At 31.8% G+C, this 17,628-nt stretch carries 15 protein-coding genes; all 15 read left to right on the plus strand.

Annotated features, from left to right (window positions below; all coding sequences use genetic code 11):
* The first annotated feature begins 76 nt into the window (after positions 1-76).
* The 15 genes from CLAU_RS11855 (at position 77) to CLAU_RS11925 (ending at position 17,613) form a co-directional block, all read left to right on the plus strand.
* Positions 77-685 carry a germination lipoprotein GerS-related protein gene (locus tag CLAU_RS11855; RefSeq protein WP_023162598.1) on the plus strand — a complete coding sequence of 203 codons (609 nt, stop codon included), beginning with the start codon at positions 77-79 and terminating at the stop codon, positions 683-685.
* 1,008 nt (positions 686-1,693) lie between these two features.
* The gene (locus CLAU_RS11860) at positions 1,694-2,014 is read left to right on the plus strand and encodes a CopG family ribbon-helix-helix protein (protein ID WP_029170139.1); all 321 of its coding nucleotides are present in this window, start codon (positions 1,694-1,696) and stop codon (positions 2,012-2,014) included.
* Positions 1,974-2,324 (plus strand): type II toxin-antitoxin system PemK/MazF family toxin, encoded by a 351-nt coding sequence (locus CLAU_RS11865; protein WP_013236988.1) that lies wholly within the window; start codon positions 1,974-1,976, stop codon positions 2,322-2,324. The genes CLAU_RS11860 and CLAU_RS11865 overlap by 41 nt, the downstream gene beginning before the upstream one ends.
* A 175-nt stretch (positions 2,325-2,499) precedes the next feature.
* Positions 2,500-3,324: a transketolase gene (locus tag CLAU_RS11870; protein ID WP_013236989.1), complete on the plus strand. Its 825-nt coding sequence runs from the start codon at positions 2,500-2,502 to the stop codon at positions 3,322-3,324.
* A complete protein-coding gene (locus tag CLAU_RS11875; RefSeq protein WP_023162599.1) occupies positions 3,324-4,265 on the plus strand; it encodes a transketolase family protein in 942 nt (313 codons plus the stop codon). Before CLAU_RS11870 ends, CLAU_RS11875 begins: the two co-directional genes overlap by 1 nt.
* 233 nt (positions 4,266-4,498) lie before the next feature.
* Positions 4,499-5,185 (plus strand): cell division ATP-binding protein FtsE, encoded by a 687-nt coding sequence (gene ftsE, locus CLAU_RS11880; RefSeq protein ID WP_013236991.1) that lies wholly within the window; start codon positions 4,499-4,501, stop codon positions 5,183-5,185.
* Complete coding sequence (gene ftsX / locus CLAU_RS11885; RefSeq protein WP_013236992.1) at positions 5,175-6,065, plus strand: permease-like cell division protein FtsX; 891 nt, start codon at positions 5,175-5,177, stop codon at positions 6,063-6,065. Before ftsE ends, ftsX begins: the two co-directional genes overlap by 11 nt.
* A gap of 173 nt (positions 6,066-6,238) precedes the next feature.
* Positions 6,239-7,414: a S41 family peptidase gene (locus CLAU_RS11890; protein WP_023162601.1), complete on the plus strand. Its 1,176-nt coding sequence runs from the start codon at positions 6,239-6,241 to the stop codon at positions 7,412-7,414.
* Positions 7,415-7,517: 103 nt separating this feature from the next.
* The gene (locus tag CLAU_RS11895; protein WP_023162602.1) at positions 7,518-8,819 is read left to right on the plus strand and encodes a PDZ domain-containing protein; all 1,302 of its coding nucleotides are present in this window, start codon (positions 7,518-7,520) and stop codon (positions 8,817-8,819) included.
* Between the two features lie 3 nt (positions 8,820-8,822).
* Positions 8,823-10,805, plus strand: a complete 1,983-nt coding sequence (gene uvrB / locus CLAU_RS11900) for an excinuclease ABC subunit UvrB (protein WP_013236995.1) — start codon at positions 8,823-8,825, stop codon at positions 10,803-10,805.
* Between the two features lie 37 nt (positions 10,806-10,842).
* Positions 10,843-13,665, plus strand: coding sequence for an excinuclease ABC subunit UvrA (gene uvrA, locus CLAU_RS11905; RefSeq protein WP_023162603.1), 2,823 nt, complete (start codon positions 10,843-10,845; stop codon positions 13,663-13,665).
* Positions 13,666-13,734: 69 nt separating this feature from the next.
* Positions 13,735-14,175 carry an FHA domain-containing protein gene (locus CLAU_RS11910; RefSeq protein WP_013236997.1) on the plus strand — a complete coding sequence of 147 codons (441 nt, stop codon included), beginning with the start codon at positions 13,735-13,737 and terminating at the stop codon, positions 14,173-14,175.
* A 52-nt stretch (positions 14,176-14,227) separates the two neighbouring features.
* The gene (locus CLAU_RS11915; RefSeq protein WP_013236998.1) at positions 14,228-15,430 is read left to right on the plus strand and encodes an FtsW/RodA/SpoVE family cell cycle protein; all 1,203 of its coding nucleotides are present in this window, start codon (positions 14,228-14,230) and stop codon (positions 15,428-15,430) included.
* Between the two features lie 4 nt (positions 15,431-15,434).
* Positions 15,435-16,862 carry a peptidoglycan D,D-transpeptidase FtsI family protein gene (locus tag CLAU_RS11920; RefSeq protein WP_013236999.1) on the plus strand — a complete coding sequence of 476 codons (1,428 nt, stop codon included), beginning with the start codon at positions 15,435-15,437 and terminating at the stop codon, positions 16,860-16,862.
* 142 nt (positions 16,863-17,004) lie between these two features.
* Entirely contained in the window at positions 17,005-17,613 is a 609-nt protein-coding gene (locus CLAU_RS11925; protein ID WP_013237000.1) for a metal-dependent hydrolase, read from the plus strand.
* Positions 17,614-17,628 lie beyond the last annotated feature (15 nt).

The following is a 17,628-nucleotide window of genomic DNA, read 5'->3' on the forward strand; positions in this document are numbered from 1 at the left end:
TTTCATAAAAAAGTAATATAGAAAAACATAATAGAATAGATTAGTAGTAAAAAGTTGTGAAAACTGGAGGAACGAAGTGAGAAAAAGACTACTGATATTAGGAATTATGTTTTTTATTTTAAGTGTAATTTTTTCATCTTGTGGTAAAGACCCTCAAAATACAGAGAAAATAATTTATTATTTAAAGAATTTGAACAGCTACAGCTGCAATGTAAATATTTTAATAAAAAATGACAAACAGCAGATAAATTATAATGGAAGGCAATTTTATGACAGTAGATATGGAGAGAGATTTGATTTAGACAACAATAGAATAATTATCTATAAAGATAACAAAATATATGTTAAGGATATTAAAAGAGGAAATTCCTATAATATAGATAAAAATTTTCAAAGTTTATTTAAGTTTAGTTTTATAAAAGAATATATCTCTCTCCTTTATACGAATGAAAAGATTGAAAATTCATTTAAAAAGGTTGGAAATGAAGAATATCAAGTTATAAATTTAGACATACCTGGCAATAATAAAAATATGTATAAAGCCCAGTTGTATGTAAATATAAAAGATAATGTTCCTGCATACGTCATAATATACGATTCTAAATATAAAAAACGGATAGAAATTAAATATACTGATTTTAAAGCCAATGTGGAATTAAAAGAGGATATGTTTAAGATAAATTAGTTTTAATATAAGAATATGTAAGTAATATTTTTAATCAATAATCTCATAATTTTACTGAGAAACGTATTCAAGTACTTAATTGATTTTGGGGGGTGATATTTTTATAGTCAAACATTAGGCATGTACAGTAAAAATTAATTTAAGGTGATATTGTATATAATAGGTATCTTCAATCATATGATGTGGACAAGAGCTAATTAATTATAAGAGTTGAAATAATTATAAAGGTAATGTAGATGATGGTATCATGCTCATGGTTGAAAAAATTGATTGAAGTTTAATACAAAAGATAATAAAGTGGTTAAAATTACAGAAGATAACAAGTTCATATATATTTTTTTTTAACTGTCATATGTACTCTACTTTTTAAGTTAGGATAATTGCTATATGCAGCAGTTATATCTTAATTGTAAATAAATTTTAATAAATAAAATCATAGAATTAAATTAATTACATATTTAGAAAGGAATACTTGCATATGGCTTTTAACAAACTGCGTTTTCAATAATTATTATATAAGTAACTATGTATATGAAAAATATGAAAAAACTGAAACATTTCTTAAAATATATTTTCCAATCTGATATATAGACATATACACACCAGAAAATTATGAATATAAGCTTAGAAATTGGTATAGGATAATAATAAGGTTAATGAATGAAAATTTTATTCATAAAGTTGATTTGCATTACAAATGATTAACATAAAATTAGTAATTAGGTGTAAAAAGTAAATTATACAATATGCAAATGACTAGAATGAATTATTACATATATATTTAATTAATATCTGAAATTGTTACATATAAAATTATAATAGACTTAAATAGAAACATGGCAAAAGTTATATTAAATCAATATAGATATGAAAAGCCCTATGTAAAAAAAATACAAGTAGAAAAATGTTGAAATTAAAGATAATTTCTTTGACACACTTGTGGATTTGGTAATATAATTACGTTGTATATATCTTTCGCTTAGGGTAATAGGAGGTATTAATTTGTATATGTCAAATTCTAAAAGATTGGTGGTAAACCTCTCAGAAACACTATACAATGAATTTAACAAAGCACTTAAAGAAGATTGCAAAAAAAGAAGTGAATTTATTAGGGAAGTTATCATATTATATATTAATGAGAAAAAAAGGTTAAATAGAATATCAGAAATGGAAAAAGGATATAGGGAAATGGCGCAGCTTAATCTTGAATTCGCAGAAATGGGCTTTGCAAGTGACATAAAGGAATTAAAAGAATATGAAGCGAAGCTTTCGGAGAGTGATTTGTCAGATGACAACAGTAGTGAAAAGAGGAGATATATTTTATGCTGATTTGAGCCCTGTAGTTGGGTCTGAACAAGGAGGGGTAAGGCCGGTTATTATCCTACAAAATGATGTAGGTAATAAGTACAGTCCCACTGTAATTGTTGCGGCTATTACTTCTCAGATAAATAAAGCAAAACTACCTACTCATGTTGAAATTTCTTCAGAAGCCTATGGGTTAAATAAAGATTCGGTAGTGCTGCTTGAACAAATAAGAACTTTAGATAAAAGAAGGTTAAAGGAAAAAATTGGTCATATGACGGATGTAGATATGAAAAAGGTAGATGGTGCACTTCTAGTGAGTGTAGGACTACAGTAAGTATTCCAAATTCATCTAATATTTTATGAATTTTATAGTTAATATTGTGAACTATAGGCCCCTGCATCTTAAATGTAGGGGTGAAATTTTATGGCCAGGATTATATATAAAAATAAAATTTTGTGTTAAAATAATAAGTATAGTTTTTGTTTATATAGCTTAGGAGGTTAAGGGTGTGAAAAAAGATATAGAAGAACTTAAGAAGATTGCTGTAACTATAAGAAAAGACATAATAAAAATGTTAACCGAATCTAGTTCAGGTCATCCAGGTGGTTCATTATCTGCAGTAGAGGTTTTAACCACTTTATATTTTTATGAAATGAATATTAATCCGGAACAACCTAGAGATTTAGATAGGGATAGATTTGTATTATCAAAAGGACATGCAGCACCTGCATTATATAGTACTCTTGCAAGAAAAGGATATTTTGATGTAGATGAGTTAAAGTCACTTAGAAAGATCGGATCAATGCTTCAAGGACATCCTAATATGAATGAAGTACCAGGAATAGATATGTCTACAGGCTCTTTAGGACAGGGGATATCTGCAGCTGTAGGAATGGCATTAGCTGGAAAAATGGATAAAAAGGATTACAGAGTTTATACTTTATTAGGTGATGGAGAACTTGAAGAAGGTGAAGTTTGGGAGGCAGCTATGGCTGCAGGACATTATAAACTAGATAATCTTACAGCTTTTGTAGATGCTAATGGACTTCAAATAGATGGACCTTGCGAAGAAGTAATGTCAGCATATCCAATTGGGGATAAGTTTAAGGCATTTAAGTGGAATGTTATAGAAGTGAATGGACATAGTTTTGAAGAACTAATAGATGCTATTGAAAAAGCGAAAACAGTTAAAAACAAACCAACTATGATAGTATGTAAGACTATTAAAGGTAAGGGAGTTTCTTTCATGGAAAATGAAGTTGGCTGGCATGGTTCAGCGCCAAATATAGAACAATGTGAGAAAGCATTAGCTGAACTTGGAGGTGAGGAGTAATGTCAAATAAAATAGCAACTAGAGAAGCTTATGGAAAAGCATTAGTGGAATTAGGAGCTGAAAATAAAAAAGTAGTAGTCCTTGATGCGGATCTTTCAAAGTCTACTAAGACTGCTAAGTTTAAAGATGCATATCCAGATAGATTTATGGACATGGGAATAGCTGAAGGTAATATGATGGCAGTAGCAGCAGGTTTGTCTACTTGCGATAAGATACCTTTTGTAAGTACTTTTGCCATGTTTGCAACGGGAAGAGCATTTGAGCAGGTAAGAAATTCTATATGCTATCCTAAATTAAATGTTAAAATATGTGCTACTCATGCTGGTATTACAGTAGGGGAAGATGGAGCATCTCATCAGTCGGTAGAGGATATATCGCTTATGAGAAGTATACCTAATATGACAGTTATATGTCCAAGTGATGCAGTAGAAGCAGAAGCTGCCGTTAAAGCTGTAGCTGAAATGGATGGACCTTGTTATGTAAGACTTGGTAGGTCAGGAGTATCTGTTATAAATGACAATGCAGATTATAAATTTGAAATAGGAAAAGCAGTACAGCTTAGAGAAGGAAAAGATGCAGTTATTATTGCAACTGGTATAATGGTTGACGCAGCACTAGAAGCATATAATAATCTAGCAGAAGAAGGCATTAAAGTATCAGTCTTAAACATACATACAATAAAACCTATAGACAAGGAAGCAGTAATAAATGCAGCAAGACAAACTGGTGCAGTTATAACTGCAGAAGAACACAGTGTTATTGGTGGACTTGGATCAGCTGTATGTGAAGTTTTAAGCGAAAATTTACCTACTCCAGTAGTAAGGGTAGGCATAAAAGATACTTTTGGTCAAAGTGGAAAACCGGCAGAACTTTTAAAAGCCTATAAACTTACAGCAGATGATATAGTGAAAGCTGTTAAGAAATGTATAGTTCTAAAATAGCAATTTAGTAAAAGACGATGTTATGATCTCATATAACATCGTCTTTTTTAATCAATGAATCTTACTTAGTGGGAGTATTATAGTAGGTAGATATAAGGTAGAAGTAAACTTTAAGCCGTAGTTTGTTAATAATAATTTCATATATTTAATTTTTAGTTTCATCCTCCGTATGATATAATAAATTTTGTAATGTAGCAAGCTGAAAAACTTGTTAAATATAAGGAGAGATTTAAATGATACAGTTCAAAAACGTAAGCAAGGTTTACAATAATAACATATTCGCACTGTCAAATATAAATTTGAAAATTGAAAAAGGGGAATTTGTTTTTTTAGTTGGACCTAGCGGAGCGGGAAAAACTACTTTTGTAAAGGCACTTTTGAAAGAAGTTCAACCTACATCAGGAGACATTATAGTTAACAATCTCAATATCACAAAATTAAAAAGAAGCAAGATACCTTTATATAGAAGAAAATTAGGAGTAGTTTTTCAAGATTTTAGGCTGATACCTACTTTAAATGTTTATGAAAATGTAGCATTTGCAATGAGGGTTATTGAAGCTCATCCAAAAGAAATAAGAAAAAAAGTACCTGTTGTACTTTCTTTAGTTGGGTTGGCAAATAAATACAAGTCGTTTCCACATGAACTTTCTGGAGGAGAACAGCAGAGAATTTCACTGGCAAGGGCTATAGTAAACAACCCATCCATATTAATAGCTGATGAACCTACAGGAAACTTAGACCCAGATACTTCTATGGACATAATGGAAACAATAAACGATATAAACGAGGCTGGAACAACAGTACTAATGGCAACTCATGCAAGCGATATAGTTGATTCTATGAGAAAGAGAGTTATAGCACTGGAAAAAGGTATTATAGTAAGAGATGAGCAAAGGGGTGCATACGGATATGAGGATTAGTACTGTAAGTTTTTCTATTAAGGATGCATTTAGAAATTTAAATAGAAATAAAACTATAAGTATAGCATCTGCAGCTACGGTAGCAGCTACGCTTTTTATTTTCGGTATATACCTGCTTGCTATGATGAATATCAAACAAGGTATATTGGAAGTGCAATCTAAAGTAGAGGTAAAGATATATCTTCAGGATAATATAACTAGAATTCAGAAGAGAAATATCGAGGATAAAATAAATACTACAGATGGAGTAGTCGATGTAAGTTACGAAACAAAATCTCAGGCATTAGATAAGTTTAGAAATCAGTTGGGACAGGAAAATAAATCTTTAGTAGAGGGACTTGAAAAGGACAATCCAATTCCAAGTGCATACATAGTGAAGGTTTCAGATCCCCAAGTCGTGTCCCGGGTAGTTAAAAATGTACAGGGAATGCCGGGAATATATAGTGTGCAAGATGCCAGAGAAATTGTGGATAAAATTATAGCTATAACTAGAACTATAAAATGGGTAGGAACTATTATATTTATAATATTAATAGGAGTTTCACTATTTTTAATAGGAAATACAATAAAGATAACTGTTTATTCTAGAAGAAAAGAAATAGGAATAATGAAATACATTGGAGCTACAGACTGGTTTATAAGATGGCCTTTTATTATAGAAGGTATTATAATAGGTATTGCAGGGGGAATAGTGTCGGATATAATACTTTATTATCTATATAAGATAGTATATGTTAAAGCAGCATCTACCCTTGTAATAATGCAGTTAATTAGTCCTACTTATGTAATCACTAGTATTTTGGGAATATTTATTCTGGTGGGTATTATTATAGGCGCTGCAGGAAGTGCACTATCTATTAGAAAATTCTTGGAAGTTTAAATTAGTATAGGATAATTAATTAAATTTTAGAGCTATATAGGGCATGCAGAAGTTTTATTTTTGCATGCCAATTTTATAATAGTTTTACAAATTTATTTTTTTTAGTGTTATAATTATTTAAGATTTACATAAATACTATAATAGTGAATGTTTCAAAAAATGAGGTGAGCAAATTGAATAGCAAGAGAAAATGGATAGGATGGACTATAGCAATTGTACTTATAACAAATATCCTTACAATGTTTGGAACTACAAGTTTTATAACAAGCGCTCAGGGAAATACCGTAGGAAATTTTGGAAAACTATTTGAAATTAGAAGTCAATTATATAAATATTATGATGGACCTATAAACGATGCAACTTTAGTTGAAGGTGCCATTAAAGGAATGACTTCATCGCTGAATGATCCTTATACTGTATTTATGAATAAAAAAGAATTTGAAGATTTTAATGTTCAAACTCAGGGAAATTATAGTGGTGTTGGAATTCAGGTTGCAGCAAAAGACAGTAATATTGTTGTAATGGATGTATTTGATAATTCCCCTTCAAAAAAAGCCGGAATAATGAAAAATGATGTAATTGAGAAAGTAAATGGTACTAGTGTTAGTGGAAAAGATCTAGATAAAGCTGTATCTTTAATGAAGGGTCAGGAGGATACGGAAGTTACGCTGACATTATATAGAGAGAGCAAAGGAAATTTTGATGTAAAAGTTAAAAGACAGAAAATAGACATTGCCACTGTAAAAGGTGAAATGCTGCAGGATAATGTAGGATATATTCAGGTAAGTATGTTTGACGAAAATACTGCAAAAAACTTTAAAGATCAGTTGAACAAATTGAAGAGTCAGGGTATGAAATCATTGATTATAGATTTAAGAGATAATCCAGGTGGACTTTTAGATCAATGTGTTGATATGGTGTCTAATTTTGTACCTAGTGGTAAAGTTATAGTTTCTACAGTTGATAAATACAACAATAAAAAGGAGTATAAATCAAAAGGTGGGGATTTTACTAATTTGCCTTTGACAGTATTGACTAATGGAAATAGTGCCAGTGCATCAGAAATATTTTCAGGAGCCATTAGAGATTATAAAATTGGAACTTTAGTTGGAGAAAAAACCTATGGAAAAGGAGTAGTTCAAACTATACTTGATACAGGAAGCGGTACTGCACTCAAAGTTACTATATCAAAGTATTATACTCCAAATGGGGAAAACATACACAAGAAAGGGATAAAACCTAATGTAGAAGTGATATATCCTGAAGAACTCAAGAAAGCTGCTTATGATAGGAACAAAGATCCTCAATTTAGCAAAGCACTTGAAATAGCAAAAAGCAAAATAAAATAGATTTAAATTCTGACGAACTAGGAAAACATAATTGTATTTGAAGTTTTAAGTTAGACAGATTGGTTCTGTCTAACTTAATTTATGGAGAGGGGAACTAATTTTAATGATATTATTGTATACATTGAAGTCCATAGCTTTTGCATTGACAGAACCTTATTTAATAATTATTTTAGCTGTTCTTGCACTTGTGTTATACAGAAAAAATAAACAGATAACTGTAATGCAAAAGATGATAATTGGAGAAAGAGTTAACTCTCCTTTTGAACTTACAATGTCACAAATTGTAATAGGAATTTTTGCAGGGGTTGTCATTACTACTATTATGTCGTATTTAGGAATAGTTTTTGATGAAAATTCCTCTGTAGATTTAGTATTTTTAGCATCTATAATATTTATGTTTTTTAATCCAAGATTCATATGTTTTTCTTACTCTGGTGCAGTACTTGGATTTTTAAGTCTTACGATGGCTATATTATCTTCAAAGTTTAACCTTCCAAATTTGAATTTCTTAAAAATAGATGTAGTTGCACTTATGAGTATGGTAGCTGTAATACATTTTGTAGAGGGAATTTTAATTATATTGGACGGAAAGACGGGATCTATTCCGGTTTTTACAAGTAAAGGTGGCAGTATAATAGGTGGATTTGCCCTGCGAAGGTATTGGATAGTTCCAGTGGCTATATTTTTTATGATTCATGATAAATCTGCAATAGCAAGTTCATGGCAGGTGTCTCTTCCTGGATGGTGGCCTATAGTAAAAACTTCTATACCGTTTAATATTTTGAAGAATGCAGTTCTTACATTAATGCCATTTTATGCTGTAGTAGGATACAATAGTGTGACTTTTACTAAAAGTGTAAAGGAAAAGAGTCGAATATCTGGTGTTATTGTAATGCTATACGGTATTATTTTATTTGGGATAGCACAATTGGCAGTTTTAAATATTGTGTTGAAATTCTTTGTAGTTATATTTGCACCTTTAGCTCATGAAGGAATTATTATCCTGCAAAGGTATTTGGAAAATAGAGGGGCACCTAAATACATAAGCAGCAGTGAAGGGATTATGGTACTTGCTGTGGCACCTAATTCACCTGCAAGTGAAATGGGAATAAAAACTGGAGATTTGTTGGTGGAAGTAAATGGCGAAAAAATTGAAAGTGAAGATAGAATAACTGAAATAGTAAAGGAATATTCAAATTTTATTTGGTTTAAAGTAAAAAATGTATCTGGGGCTTTAGAACAGGTTAGCTATAACAAGATGAACAAAGATAAGAGGCTTGGAATAGTTTTTGTACCCAGAAAGGTACCTAAGGACAGTATGGTTGTAAAGTTTGATAAAAGCCGATTTTCTCAAATGCTAAACGATATGAAAAATAAGGATAAAGATAAGGATAAGGATGATTAGAAAATGGGAGTTTTTAAAATACATTCTAAGTTTAAACCTACTGGAGATCAACCCAAAGCTATAGATAGTATAGCAGATGGTGTTTTAAAAGGAAATAAATTTCAAACATTACTTGGAGTAACTGGATCTGGTAAGACTTTTACTATGGCAAACATAATAGAAAAAGTACAAAAACCTACACTAGTGCTTGCACATAATAAAACTTTGGCAGCACAGTTATGTTCGGAATTCAGAGATTTCTTTCCAGATAATTCTGTAGAATATTTTGTATCATATTATGATTATTATCAACCAGAAGCATATATACCTCAGACAGATACTTATATAGAAAAAGATGCATCTATAAATGATGAAATTGATAAATTAAGACATTCTGCTACTTCTGCACTCCTGGAAAGAAAAGATGTAATTGTAGTAGCGTCAGTATCTTGTATTTATGGACTTGGAAATCCTGAAGAATATAAAAAATTAACTTTGTCTCTAAGGCCGGGAATGATAAAAAATAGAGATGAAGTCCTAAAAAAATTAGTAGAAATACAGTATGAAAGAAATGATATAAATTTTGTAAGAGGGACCTTTAGGGTAAAAGGGGATATAGTGGACATATTTCCAGCAGCATCTACAGATCACGCTATAAGGGTAGAGTTTTTTGGAGATGAAATTGATAAGATAAGGGAGTTTGATGTGCTCACAGGAGATACCATTGGATTTAGAAAACATGCAAATATATTTCCAGCATCCCATTTTGCCACTTCAAGAGAAAAAATGGAATTAGCCATAGAAAAGATAGAAGAAGAATTAGAACACAGACTTAAAGAACTTACATCTCAGGATAAATTGCTTGAAGCACAAAGATTAAAACAGAGAACTAATTTTGACATAGAAATGATGAGAGAAGTAGGATATTGCAGTGGAATTGAAAATTATTCTAGAATAATGGATGGAAGAGCTAAGGGAAGTCCTCCACAAACCCTTATTGATTATTTTCCAGATGATTTTTTGCTTTTTATAGATGAAAGTCATGTTACTCTTCCTCAGGTAAAAGCCATGTATGCGGGAGATAGATCCAGGAAAGATTCATTAGTGGAATATGGTTTTAGGCTTCCTTCTGCCTACGATAACAGACCTTTAAAATTTCAAGAATTTGAAAAGAAGATAAATCAGGTTGTGTTTGTGAGTGCTACACCTGCAGACTATGAGTTAGAACATTCCGAAAATGTGGCAGAACAAATATTAAGACCTACAGGACTTTTAGATCCTGAAATTATAGTGAAACCAATTAAAGGACAAATAGATGATTTGTATAATAGTATACAAAAAACTATATCAAGAGGATATAGGATACTTGTCACTACACTTACTAAAAAGATGGCAGAAGATTTAACAGATTATTTTAAAGACATGAATGTCAAGGCAAGATATCTTCATTCCAGTATAGCTACTATAGATAGGATGAAGATAATAAGGGATTTGAGAAAAGGAGAATTTGACGTCTTAGTGGGAATTAATCTTCTAAGAGAGGGACTTGATATACCTGAAGTTGCATTAGTTGCAATTTTAGATGCAGATAAGGAAGGATTTTTAAGATCAGAGAGATCTCTTATTCAAACTATAGGAAGGGCTGCAAGAAACTCTGAAAGCAAAGTTATAATGTATGCCGATGTTATTACAAAATCTATGGATAAAGCTATAAGTGAAACTAAAAGAAGAAGAAAAATACAAATTGAGTATAATAAGAAGAATGGAATAGTTCCAAAAACAATTAATAAGGCAATTAGAGAAGTTATAGAGTCAACTATGGTTTTGGAAGAAAAAGAAGAATATAATAGCTTAGAAGAAGCAGTAAAGGCGGACAATGAAAAAATAGATGAACTCATTGAAGCTCATGAAAGACAAATGAAAACGGCAGCAAAAGAACTTAGATTTGAAGAAGCTGCTAAACTCAGAGATGCAATACTTAAGTTAAAAAAACAGAAAAATAAATAATATGGATAAAAGATTAGATAACTAAGGAGTTAAGTTTATGAAAGATAGCATAGTAATAAAAGGTGCTAAAGTTCACAATTTAAAAAATATAAGTTTGACTATACCAAGAGATAAGCTAATAGTTTTTACTGGGCTTTCAGGTTCGGGAAAATCTTCACTAGCATTTGATACTCTTTATGCAGAAGGTCAGAGAAGATACGTTGAATCATTATCTGCATATGCAAGACAATTCTTGGGCCAGATGGATAAACCAGATGTAGAATACATTGAAGGCTTATCACCTGCTATATCTATAGATCAGAAAACTACAAGTAGAAATCCACGTTCTACAGTAGGAACAGTTACAGAAATATATGATTATTTGAGGTTATTGTATGCACGTATAGGAGTGCCCCATTGTCCAAAGTGCGGCAAGGAAATAACCCAGCAGACAGTGGATCAAATGGTAGATAAAATTATGGAAATGCCAGAGAGAACTAAGATACAGATACTTTCACCTGTAATAAAGGGAAAAAAAGGAGAACACATAAAGGTACTGGAAAGCATAGTTAAAAATGGGTTTGTAAGAGCTAGAATTGATGGAGAAATAGTAGATCTTCAAGATGAAGAGATAAAATTAGAGAAAAATAAAAAGCATACTATTGAAATAGTAGTAGATAGGTTGATAATTAAAAGTGAAATAAGGAGCAGACTTGCGGATTCTATAGAAACCTCCTTAAAATTGTCCGATGGGATACTTATTGTAAATATATTGGGTGGAGAGGACATACTTTTCAGTGAGAAATTTGCATGTCCGGAATGTGGTATAAGTATAGGAGAGATTACTCCTAGAACTTTTTCTTTTAATTCACCTTTTGGAAAATGTGATACTTGTGATGGGCTTGGTACCTTGCTTGAGATAGATGAGAATCTAGTAATACCTGATAGAAAAAAGAGTATATTAGAAGGTGCTATTACAGCCTGGGGAGAAGGAAGTTTAAAGGAAGGTTCCTGGACTTTTAGTATACTGAAGGCTCTTTCGAGTACGTTTAAATTTAAATTGGATACACCTATAGAAAAATTAGATCCTAAAGTAGTAGACATATTACTTTATGGGTTAAGAGGCGGAAAAATAAGAGTTAAATACAGAAAAGAAAACAGAATGATGGAATTTAATCATTCTTATGAAGGAATAGTCAATACTTTGAAGAGAAGGTATATGGAGACAAATTCCGACTATATAAAAAAAGAAATAGAAAATTATATGAGTGATAATCCATGTCCAAAATGTAAGGGCGCCAGATTAAAACCTGAAGTATTAGCAATTACAGTAGGAGAAAAAAACATATTTGAGATGTGTAACATGTCTATAAAAGATGAATTGAAATTTTTTAAGGAGATACAGCTTTCGGAAAAAGATAAGATTATAAGTGACCAAGTATTGAAAGAAATAAGTGGTAGGTTGCAATTTTTAATAGATGTAGGATTGGACTATTTGACATTGTCCAGAACTGCCGGAACTTTATCCGGAGGAGAGTCCCAAAGAATAAGACTTGCAACTCAAATAGGTTCAAGTTTGGTTGGAGTGCTTTATATATTGGATGAGCCAAGTATAGGGCTTCACCAAAGAGATAATGACAGACTTATATCTACTTTGAAGCATTTAAGAGATATTGGAAATACATTGATAGTAGTAGAACATGATGAGGATACAATGAGACAGTCGGATTTTATAGTAGATATAGGACCAGGAGCAGGAGAACATGGTGGAGAAGTAGTAGCTGCAGGGCCTATTTCGGATATTATAAAATGTGATAGATCAATAACAGGACAGTATTTAAGCGGAAAGAAAAAAATAGAAATACCTGAACATAGAAGGGAATGTAGCGGAAAATATATAAAAGTAATAGGTGCTTCAGAGAATAATTTGAAAAATATAGATGTTTCTTTCCCCTTAGGAATATTTACTTGTGTTACCGGTGTATCTGGATCTGGAAAAAGTACTTTAGTAAATGAAATATTATACAAAGCACTACATAAGGAATTAAACAATTCAAAAGATAGGCCGGGACATTATAAAAATATTTTGGGAACAGAAAATGTAGATAAAATTATAAATATAGATCAAAGTCCTATAGGAAGGACTCCAAGATCCAATCCTGCAACTTATACAGGAGTATTTGATATAATAAGGGAAGTGTTTGCAAGTACTTCTGAATCCAAGATGAGAGGATATAAACCTGGACGATTCAGCTTTAATGTAAAAGGAGGAAGATGCGAGGCTTGCAGTGGAGATGGAATAATAAAAATAGAAATGCAATTTTTATCAGACGTATACGTGCCTTGTGAAGTTTGTAAGGGAAAAAGATATAATAGAGAAACACTTCAAGTAAAGTATAAAAATAGAAATATTGATGATGTATTAAATATGACTGTAGAAGAAGCATTAAAATTCTTTGAAAATATACCAAGAATAAAAAATAAGCTGCAAACTCTTATGGATGTAGGGCTAGGATATATCAAATTAGGTCAACCTTCCACACAATTGTCTGGTGGAGAGGCACAGAGAATAAAGCTTGCCCATGAATTATCTAAAAGAAGTACTGGGAAGACAATGTATATACTTGATGAACCTACTACAGGACTTCACATAGATGATGTAAGTAAACTTATAAATATACTTCAGAGAATTGTAGATGTAGGTAATACAATTGTGGTTATAGAACATAACTTAGATGTTATAAAGTGTGCGGATTATATCATTGATCTTGGACCTGAAGGTGGAGAAAAGGGAGGAAACATTCTCTGCATGGGTACTCCAGAACAAATATCTGAAAATAAGGGTTCTTACACAGGACAATACTTAAAAAAGATGTTATAATTTACATAAAGACTAGCATAAGCACACCTATAATGCTAGTCTTTCCATGTATTAAGGGAGGATATTTAAATGGATCTTAGTAAATTGAGTATAGTTTTTAAAATTGTTATCATAGGTATAGTATATATTATAATATTTTGGGCACTGAGAATAATGTACAAGGATGTTAAAAATGGAAGCAAGAGAGGTAGAAATGTTAATAGGAAATCCTTTGGACTTGAAGTAGTTAATCCAGGTGAAAATGCGAATCTTAGAAAAGGTGCTGTGATTCCAGTGCGAAGGGAAATAACCATAGGAAGAAAAGGCGATAATCAACTTATGCTAGAGGATCCATATACCTCAGGACATCATGCAAGAATTTATATAAAAAATGGGAAAGAGTGTATATTAGAGGACATGGGAAGTACTAATGGTACTCTTTTAAATGGTAAAAAGTTAAGGGGCAAGCACTATTTGGCTTCTGGTGATGAAATTAAAATTGGAAATACATCCTTTAAAGTTATAGGGTGATTAAATATAAGCAGTTTTTAAAAACTATCATAAATAAGTGGGTGGTGGAATATTGGATACTACTAGAGATGAAAAAAAGTTATTAAGATATACATATTTGTTGTGTTTTGTGTGTTTCCTTAATTTAGCCATTATAAAGCAGCCTTTTGATAAAGGTGCTATGATAATGGCACTAGTAACTTGTCTTCTTATAGGATATTCTTACTTTGTAATAAGAAAATTTTTCTCTGACGGAGATAAATATATATTTATTTTTTCCAGTATACTGTCAGTTATAGGTATGGTAATGATATATAGAATAGATACTGCAGCCTCTATTAAACAAATAATTTGGTTTGCAGTCGGAGTTACTGGATTTATACTCATTGTTGTATTAATGCCGGATACTAGCGGATTCAGCAAGTATAAATATATATATTTGGTAGTTACATTAATATTTATGGCAATGGGTACTTTTTCAGGTACTGAAATCAATGGTTCAAAAAACTGGGTTAGTCTAGGTGGAATTCAGTTTCAGCCATCGGAATTTGGAAAACTATTTTTGGTAGCCTATCTGGCGGCGGAATTAAAGGATTATAAAAATTTTAAAAATTTAATAATACCTTGTGCAGTAGTAATGCTATCCTTAGTGTTTATGGTAATTCAAAGGGACCTTGGATCTGCTCTTATATTTTTTGGGATATCTGTAACCATGCTGTATATAGCTACTTCTAAATTTAGGTATGTAGCTATATGTTTTCTCCTTTCAGCTGCAGGGTCAATAGTAAGTTATAGGTTGTTTAATCATGTTAGAATAAGGGTTATGATATGGAAAAATCCTTGGCCTTATGCTAATAATCAGAGTTATCAAATTGTTCAATCTATGTTTTCTATAGCATCTGGGGGACTTACTGGAACGGGGCTTGGACTAGGACATCCGGAATACGTCCCTATTAATACTACAGATTTTATATTTGCGGTGTTGTGTGAAGAACTTGGGATACTTATAGGATTTGCTATAATAATATTATACTTTTTATTGTTTTACAGATGTATGAGAGCTGCTGTCTATGGGAATGATAAATTTTCAAGGCTTTTGGCAGTAGGTTATAGTGCAATGATTGCATCTCAGGTTTTAGTTATAGTTGGTGGTGTTATGAATGCTATCCCACTTACAGGTATAACATTACCTCTTGTAAGTAGGGGGGGAAGTTCTATGCTAATAACGTTTTTTTCGCTGGGTATAATTCAGAAGATATCAGAAGAGGGTAGGTAGCATTATGAATAACATAGTGAACAATATAAAGAAAGTGATGATGGTCTTCTTAATATGTTTTATAGCACTTATTTCTTATATGACTTATTTTGAAATGATAGTGGGACCTAAGATAGAGAATAGTCCTTATAATAGAAGGTTATGGATAAAAAGAAATGAGGTGCTTAGAGGAACCATATATGATAGAAATGGTAATGCACTTACTAAGAGCGATCCTATAAATTCTGAAACTCAGAAAAGGGAATACACAGGGGGGGCAATGTTTGCCCATGTACTTGGTTATGTGGATCAAAAATATGGAATTACAGGACTTGAGAAAAAATATGATGAACAGTTAATGTCCAGTAATATTCAGGATAGTATAAAGAGCCTTATTCAAAATAAGGGGAAATCCCAAAAGAAAGTGGGAAATAGTTTAAAAACAACTTTGGATTTGGAAACTCAAAAAATGGCTTATGACCTGCTTGATGGAAATAAGGGGGCAGTTGTGGCGTTAAACCCAAAGACTGGTGAAGTAATAGCACTTGTTTCAAGACCTTCTTTTGATCCGAATGACCTTGCAAATACATGGCAGCAGTTAAATCAGGATAAAACTAAACCTCTTTTAAATAGAGCTACGGCAGGGCTTTATCCACCTGGATCTACTTTTAAAACTGTAACTGCTGTAAGTGGATTAGAAAATATATCAGGAATTCAAAATAGATATTTTCAGGATAATGGTGAACTTCCTTTAGGTGGAGGATATTCTCTGCACAATTTTGAAGGAGAGGTTCTTGGAAGTATTAATTTTAAACAAGCATATACTCATTCTAGCAACGCTTATTTTGGATCACTTGGAATTGAGCTCGGAAATGACAGGTTAAAACAAACTGCTGAAAAGTTCTTCTTTAATAAGGAAATACCTACAGATGGAATACCTGTAGAACCTAGTAAATTTCCAATGTTAAAATCCTATGAAAAGGGAAGTATAGCTCAGAGTGCTATAGGGCAGAGCAGCGATTTGGCAAGTCCACTTCAAATGGCAGTAGTTACAAGCACTATAGCTAATGGTGGTGTTATGATGAAGCCTCATTTGGTAAGCGATGTGCTTACAAGTACGGGTGAAGAAGTAAAGAGCATACAAGCAGAACAAGTAGGCCAAATAATTTCTTCAAATACAGCAAATACTATGAAAGATCTTATGAGATCTGTTGTAGAATCTGGAACAGGAACTAATGCTTCTGTGGAAGGTGTAGAAGTAGCAGGAAAGACTGGAACAGCAGATAATCAGACAGAAGGACCTGGTTCACCACCTCATTCCTGGTTTATAGGTTTTGCACCTTATGATGATCCACAGATAGCTGTGGCGGTAATTGTAGAAAATGGAGGACAGGGAGGAAAGTTAGCGGCTTCTATAGCTTCGCAAGTTATAAGAACAGCATTACGAAAATAATTGAAATTTTAAAATTCCCCGGGAAATTTTGTTGTAAAAAGTAAATTTGTTGTAAATTTAATGTTATAATATAGGCAATAAGCGGATTATCGAATTATATGCAAAAATATTTAACATTATGACAGGATAAAAAGGAGAAAATATGAAGGGGAAAACTCATGCGGAAATGGGAATAGTTACTTTTTTGTCCGTTTACAACGTACTTCCGGGGAAATTTAATTATATAGGCCTTTTAATAGTGGCATTTTCATCAATACTTCCAGATGTGGATCACCCTAAAAGTATAATAAACAAATATATACTTCCATTTAGAAATAAGACAAGTAAGATTATGGTGTATAGCTCTTTAGGGATAGGACTACTTTGGTACGATTATCTTTATACTAATGCACCTATTATTAAAGCTATTGGCATATCGTTTATAATAATAGCTGTGTCTTCTCATAGAAATGGATTGACTCACAGCTTGATGGGTATGATATTGTTTTCTTTTATTATAGGATATTTAGGAAACATGTATAATGTACACTATCTGGTGTACTATTTTATGATAGGATATGGAATGCATCTCCTTTGTGATATGGTTACCAATAGAGGGGTACCCCTTTTTTACCCTTTTAAGAATAAAAAATTTAAACTGCCGTTAACTTATAATACTAATTCTAAAATTGGTTGTGTAATAGAGGATTTTTTAATGATATTTGGACTTTTATTTACAATATACAAGCTTCCAATCATATTTTGTAAGTAGTTTTAGGAGTGGATG

The sequence above is a fragment of the Clostridium autoethanogenum DSM 10061 genome (assembly GCF_001484725.1).
Classification (GTDB): Bacteria; Bacillota; Clostridia; order Clostridiales; family Clostridiaceae; genus Clostridium_B; species Clostridium_B ljungdahlii.

What these genes read in the sequence shown, in the direction of transcription:
- CLAU_RS11860 (WP_029170139.1), top strand. Translation starts at nt 1,694, where the DNA reads ATGTCAAATTCTAAAAGATTGGTGGTAAACCTCTCAGAAACACTATAC.
- CLAU_RS11865 (WP_013236988.1), top strand. Translation starts at nt 1,974, where the DNA reads ATGACAACAGTAGTGAAAAGAGGAGATATATTTTATGCTGATTTGAGC.
- CLAU_RS11875 (WP_023162599.1), top strand. Translation starts at nt 3,324, where the DNA reads ATGTCAAATAAAATAGCAACTAGAGAAGCTTATGGAAAAGCATTAGTG.
- ftsE (WP_013236991.1), top strand. Translation starts at nt 4,499, where the DNA reads ATGATACAGTTCAAAAACGTAAGCAAGGTTTACAATAATAACATATTC.
- ftsX (WP_013236992.1), top strand. Translation starts at nt 5,175, where the DNA reads ATGAGGATTAGTACTGTAAGTTTTTCTATTAAGGATGCATTTAGAAAT.
- CLAU_RS11895 (WP_023162602.1), top strand. Translation starts at nt 7,518, where the DNA reads ATGATATTATTGTATACATTGAAGTCCATAGCTTTTGCATTGACAGAA.
- uvrB (WP_013236995.1), top strand. Translation starts at nt 8,823, where the DNA reads ATGGGAGTTTTTAAAATACATTCTAAGTTTAAACCTACTGGAGATCAA.
- uvrA (WP_023162603.1), top strand. Translation starts at nt 10,843, where the DNA reads ATGAAAGATAGCATAGTAATAAAAGGTGCTAAAGTTCACAATTTAAAA.
- CLAU_RS11910 (WP_013236997.1), top strand. Translation starts at nt 13,735, where the DNA reads ATGGATCTTAGTAAATTGAGTATAGTTTTTAAAATTGTTATCATAGGT.
- CLAU_RS11920 (WP_013236999.1), top strand. Translation starts at nt 15,435, where the DNA reads ATGAATAACATAGTGAACAATATAAAGAAAGTGATGATGGTCTTCTTA.
- CLAU_RS11925 (WP_013237000.1), top strand. Translation starts at nt 17,005, where the DNA reads ATGAAGGGGAAAACTCATGCGGAAATGGGAATAGTTACTTTTTTGTCC.